At 73.3% G+C, this 3526-nt stretch carries 4 protein-coding genes; 2 read left to right on the plus strand and 2 right to left on the minus strand.

Going from position 1 to position 3526, the window contains the following annotated elements:
* Positions 1–884 (minus strand): beta-ketoacyl synthase N-terminal-like domain-containing protein (locus ACFWFI_RS41735; protein WP_387401033.1); only part of this gene is annotated, 884 nt, incomplete at its 3' end.
* Positions 881–2152: a beta-ketoacyl-[acyl-carrier-protein] synthase family protein gene (locus tag ACFWFI_RS41740; protein ID WP_387401035.1), complete on the minus strand. Its 1272-nt coding sequence runs from the start codon at positions 2150–2152 to the stop codon at positions 881–883. The genes ACFWFI_RS41735 and ACFWFI_RS41740, both read right to left, overlap by 4 nt.
* Before the next feature lie 353 nt (positions 2153–2505).
* Here ACFWFI_RS41740 and ACFWFI_RS41745 point away from each other — a divergent pair, with 353 nt between their 5' ends.
* Both ACFWFI_RS41745 and ACFWFI_RS41750 read left to right on the plus strand, forming a co-directional pair.
* Entirely contained in the window at positions 2506–2964 is a 459-nt protein-coding gene (locus tag ACFWFI_RS41745) for a MarR family winged helix-turn-helix transcriptional regulator (protein WP_387401037.1), read from the plus strand.
* Between the two features lie 83 nt (positions 2965–3047).
* Positions 3048–3503: a nuclear transport factor 2 family protein gene (locus ACFWFI_RS41750; protein ID WP_387401039.1), complete on the plus strand. Its 456-nt coding sequence runs from the start codon at positions 3048–3050 to the stop codon at positions 3501–3503.
* The last annotated feature ends 23 nt before the right edge of the window (positions 3504–3526 follow it).

The raw sequence follows: 3526 nt of genomic DNA on the forward strand, positions 1-3526 counted from the left end.
GCCCGGGCGGGGCCGCCGGGCCGACCCGAGCCTGGCGGCGGGTCGAAGCAGGCCGCGTAGCCCGCCACTTCGCCGTAGGGGCGCGTTCCGCCCCGGGCGTCCGCCGCGGTCGCGCTCTCCAGCATCAGCAGAGCACCGCCTTCCGCGACGACATGCCCGGCGGCACGCTCCCCGAACGGCAGACAGGCGTCCTCGGCGTTGTCGGCGGTGCTCAGCCGGGCGCCGGTCAGTTCCGCCACGTGCCCCCACGGGCACAGCGCCGACTCCATCGCCCCGGTGAGGACCGCCGGGGTCCCCTTGCGGAGCATGCGGCGTGCGTGACCCACCGCGTCCAGTCCGCCGGCCTGGCCGGAGACCAGGACACCGCTGGGGCCGCGCAGGCCGTGCCGGATCGAGATCTGGCCGGTGTTGACGGCGTAGAACCAGGCGAAGGACTGGTAGGCGCTGACGTACCTGGGCCCCTTCGCCCACAGGTTCTCCAGCTCCCGCTGGCCGAATTCGAACCCGCCGGCGGAGTTGGCCGTGACCACCCCGACTCCGTACTCCGTTGCCTCGGCCGGGTCCAGGCCCGAGTCCCGCAGCACCTGGGCGGCGGATGCAAGGGCGAGTCGGGTGACGCGATCGGTCTGCGGCAGCAGGCGGCCGGGCAGTGCCGCGGCGGGATCGTCGGCGACCTCGCCGCCCAGCCGGCTCGGGTAGCCGGAGGCGTCGAAGCGGGTGATCGGGCCGATGCCGCCGCGTCCTTCGAGGAGGCTCTGCCAGAACGCCTCGGTGCCGCTGCCGTTGGCCGCCCGCACGTCGAGGCCGGTGACGAGTGCGGTGTCCCGCCGGATGCCGGCGGAGTCGGGGGCCGCGGATCCGGCCGGGCGGGCGTGGACGGTCATCTGCGTGTCCCTTCGGGCCGGGTGAGCACCATGGCGCTCTGGAAGCCGCCGAAACCGCTGCCCACCGTGAGGACGGCGTCCAGGCGCTGCTCCCTGGCGGTGACCGGTACGTAGTCCAGCGGGCACTCGGGGTCCGGCTCGTGGAGGTTGGCGGTGGGCGGTACCACTCCGTGCTCCAGGGCCAGGGCACAGGCGGCGATCTCGATGGCCCCGATCGCCCCGAGTGAGTGGCCGATCATCGATTTGATGGAGCTGACGGGAATGCCCCTGGCGTGCTCGCCGAGGGCACGCAGGAAGGCGGCCGACTCGTGCCGGTCGTTCTGCCGGGTGCCGGAGCCGTGCGCGTTGACGTAGTCCACGGCGGTCGGGTCCAGCCGGGCCTCGTCGAGCGCCCGGGTGATCGCCTCCGCCATCTCCCGGCCGTCCGGACGCAGTCCCGTCATGTGGAAGGCGTTGCTGCGGGAGGCGTGGCCGCCGATCTCCGCGTAGATGTGCGCGCCCCGGTTCCTGGCGTGGGACCACTCCTCCAGCACCAGCACGGCGGCCCCCTCGCCCAGGACGAAGCCGTCCCGGGTGCGGTCGAACGGCCGGGAAGCGGTGGCCGGGTCGTCGTTGCGCGCGGAGGTCGCGCGGATGGCGTCGAAGGATGCCACGGTGATCGGCGATATCGGTGCGTCCGTACCGCCGGTGAGCATGACGTCCGCCGTGCCCTCACGGATGAGTTCGCAGGCATGTCCGACGGCGTCCAGCCCGGAGGTGCAGCCGGCGGAGATCACCGCGGCCGGACCCAGGGCGTCGGCCGCCCACGCCACCTCGCGGGCCAGGCTGCTGGGCACCAGGTAGTCCACCAGGTGCGGTACGGCGTGCCGGTGGTCGACGAGCCAGTCGCGGCCGCCGTCGCTGACGACGGCGTACTCGTTCTCCAGGCTCGTCGTGCAGCCGACGGCGGTGCCCATGGACACACCGGTCCGCTCCGGGACCGGGGGAGGACCGGAGGCGAAGCCGGCGTCCGCGAGCGCCTCGCGTGTGCACACCACGGCGAACTGGGCGGCGCGGTCCAGTCTCCGGACCTCCCGCGGGGAGAAGCCTGCGGCCAGGGGATCGAAGGCGCACTGGGCGGCGATGCGCGAACGGTAGGGGGTCGCGTCGAAAGCCGTCAGGGGGCCGGTCGCGGTCCGGCCGGAAGTGATCAGTGACCAGAACTCCTTCGTCCCGTTGCCGCCCGGCGCGACCACGCCGATTCCGGTGACGGCGACCCGGCGGCTCACCTGGGCACGCCCAGGGAATGGCCGGATCCGTCTCCGGCGAGAACAGGTGGTTTCCAGCGGTCCGGTACGTTCTGCGAGGGTTCTGCCGCGTGCTGCGCGGCACCCGTCGCACGCTGTGCGCTGTCCATCGAATCGACCCTTTCCCGTACTCGGCCGGTGGCGTGACGCATCACCCGTGGAGGACCGGGAGACGTGGATCATCCTTGGCGGCGGCGCTGGAGGGGGACTTGGGAACCGGTGGAGCCGGGGCCGGGCCGCGGAGGGAGGGCCGCGTATCATGACCGGGGGCGTCCGGACGTCGTGTCGTGGACACGCCCGGTATGCCGCCCGCAACCCGCGAAGGTCACACCTGCATGGCCGCCCAGCCCGCCGTGTCCCTGGGGGACTTCAGCACCCTGTTCGCTCTCGCCGGGCGTTCCACGCGCCTTCGTTCCGAACGGCTGCTCGCCGACTTCGGGCTCCACGTCGGCCAGCAGTTCTTCATGCGCTGCCTCTGGGAGGCGGACGGGAGCACGGTCGGAGACCTCGCCCGGCGGGTCCGGGTCGAGGCCCCCACGGCGACCCAGGCCGTGAAGCGCATGGAAGCGGCCGGGATGGTGCACCGCACCCCGGACGAGCAGGACGCCCGGCGCAGCCGGGTGTGGCTGACCCCGCTCGGCCGGAGCACCTGGCCGCAGGTGACCGCCGCGCTGGCGGAGCTGGAGCAGGAACTGCTGGCGCCGTTCTCACCGCAGGAGCGGGAGCAGTTCATGTCGCTCCTGCTGCGGTTGTACGAGACCTCCCTCCCGGTGGACGGCAGCGGCACCGGCTGAGCGGCCCGCGTTCCAGCGGGGCTCCAGCCGCCTTCCAGGCGGGCCGCGCACGCTGGTGGCCCCTACAGCGCGAAGGAGGTCCGATGCCGCACACCGGCACCGCACCGCTCGACTCGGTCCAGCCCGACATCGCCCGGCTCCACGGCGAGATCTCCCACTTCTACGCACGGCAGATGCAGGCCCTCGACGACGGGCGGACCGACGACTGGGCGCAGACGTTCACCGAGGACGGCGCCTTCCTCCTGCACGGCGGCCACGACCGTGCGGACGGGCGTACGGAGCTCGCCGCGAGCAGCGCCAAAGCCCGTGCGGCGCTCGCGGAACAGGGCGTCACGCACCGGCACTGGCTCGGCATGCTGACGGTGGATCCCCGGCCCGACGGCAGTGTCGCGGCCCGGTGCTACGCCCTGGTGATCGCCACCGGGACCGGCGGTTCCCCGGCCGTGCACCGCAGCACGGTGTGCCAGGACGTACTGGTGCACGACGGTGAGGCGTGGCTGGTGAAGCACCGGCAGGTCACCAGGGACGACCTGGCCTGACGGCGTGCCGCGGGGCCCCGGAA

Source organism: Streptomyces sp. NPDC060209, from assembly GCF_042728155.1.
Taxonomy (GTDB): Bacteria; Actinomycetota; Actinomycetes; order Streptomycetales; family Streptomycetaceae; genus Streptomyces.

Coding starts and splice junctions, on each gene's coding strand:
- ACFWFI_RS41745 (WP_387401037.1), top strand. CDS start 2,506: ATGGCCGCCCAGCCCGCCGTGTCCCTGGGGGACTTCAGCACCCTGTTC.
- ACFWFI_RS41750 (WP_387401039.1), top strand. CDS start 3,048: ATGCCGCACACCGGCACCGCACCGCTCGACTCGGTCCAGCCCGACATC.